A 1,735-nucleotide genomic window follows, 5' to 3' on the forward strand; every position below is an offset into this window, starting at 1 on the left:
TATAATAAAACTATTTATATAAGTGGTTTATTTTTAAATTATATATATAATTTATATAAATATATTAAATCTTATGCGAATCCCTTAATAGTAAAATATTATTATAAAATATATAATCAGCAGATAACCAATAGTTATTATTTAAATAATTACTTAGTAGGAATCTCAGAGACTACACGCACACAAAAAATTATATTTAAAAGAAATATGTCTACTATAAATAATAATTTAACTTCTTCTTTTAAAGAAGAAGATATTAAATTTAATCAATGATTAGCTGGATTAATAGATGGAGATGGATGTTTTGGAATAACTCAAAAGAAATATACTAATTGTGAAATAACAGTTGGTATAGAAGATGAGAAAATGTTACGTTTAATTCAAAATAAATTTGGTGGTTCAATTAAATTAAGATCAGGATCTAATTCTATAAGATATAGATTACAAAATAAAGATAGTATGATTAAATTAGTTAATTCTATTAATGGAAATATACGTAATAGTAAAAGATTAGTACAATTATATAAAATATGTAATTTATTAAATATAGAAGTAATAAATCCAATAAAATTAGATATTAATAATTCATGAATATCAGGTTATTTTGATGCAGATGGAACAATTAATTATTATTATTCAAAAAATTCATCTAGACCTCAATTAATTATAAGTATAACTAATAAATATTTAATAGATATAGAACCTTGTAAAGAAATATTAGGAGGTAATATTTATTTTGATAAAAGTCAAAATGGTTATTTTAAATGAACAATATCAAATGAAAAATATCATATGATATTTTATAATTATATAAAAAATAATCCATCAAGATCTTATAAAGGTAATAGAATATTTTTAATACCTTTATTTTATAAAAATTATAATAGTAAATCATATATAAAAAATGATAGTTTATTATATAAAAATTGATTAAAATTTGATAATAAATGAAAAACATATAGATATAAATTTAAATAAAATTATATGAAGATATAGTCCATAATTAACTTTATATAAATAAAGTTAAGTTATACATCCAGATAACTATATACCAGGTAACCCTATGGTTACACCACCTTCAATTGTACCAGAATGATATTTATTACCATTCTATGCTATATTAAGATCAATACCAGATAAATTAGGAGGAGTTATAGCTATGTTTGCAGCTATATTAATATTATTAATATTACCTATAACTGATAGATCAGTTATAAGAGGTAATACATTTAAAGTATTATCTAAATTCTCTTTCTATTTATTTGTATTTAATTTCTTATTATTAGGTAACTTAGGACAATTACATGTAGAAGTACCATTTATAGAATTAGGACAATTTGCTACTGCTTATTACTTCAGTTATTATATTATTTTAGTACCTGTTATATCTACTATAGAAAATATTTTATTTTATATAGGTAATAAATAATTTATATATATATATTATCAAAGGGCTTTTTAAATAATAAATGACGAAAAACAGAAACATAAATAGAAACAAAAACTTTAAATTTTATAATTTTTATACCTTTATTAAAGATAAAATTCATTCTCCATTTATTAATCGTAAATTTTATTATAACATTTTTAAATTAAAGATTCATTTTATATTAAATATAATTAAAAATATATTTATTTACTCTTTAAATTTTAAATTATATATATTACAATTAATATTTATATTTTTAATTAATTATATATTTATATTTATTATTAATTTAATATTTAATATATA

The 1,735-nt window shown here is 17.6% G+C and carries 3 protein-coding genes and 1 pseudogene; all 4 read left to right on the forward strand.

The features are described 5' to 3' along the window. A partial coding sequence (locus IE180_RS37865; RefSeq protein ID WP_229861264.1) for a hypothetical protein occupies nucleotides 1-273 on the forward strand: 273 nt, incomplete at its 5' end. Nucleotides 274-285: 12 nt separating this feature from the next. Further along, nucleotides 286-591 carry an LAGLIDADG family homing endonuclease gene (locus IE180_RS37870; protein WP_506005103.1) on the forward strand — a complete coding sequence of 102 codons (306 nt, stop codon included), beginning with the start codon at nucleotides 286-288 and terminating at the stop codon, nucleotides 589-591. After that, a complete protein-coding gene (locus IE180_RS37875) occupies nucleotides 592-768 on the forward strand; it encodes an LAGLIDADG family homing endonuclease (RefSeq protein WP_506005104.1) in 177 nt (58 codons plus the stop codon). Between the two features lie 340 nt (nucleotides 769-1,108). Then, nucleotides 1,109-1,429: pseudogene (locus tag IE180_RS37880) on the forward strand (hypothetical protein); the annotation flags it as partial. Nucleotides 1,430-1,735 lie beyond the last annotated feature (306 nt).

The sequence above is a fragment of the Streptomyces litmocidini genome (genome assembly GCF_014649755.1).
In the GTDB taxonomy this organism is placed as follows: domain Bacteria; phylum Actinomycetota; class Actinomycetes; order Streptomycetales; family Streptomycetaceae; genus Streptomyces; species Streptomyces litmocidini.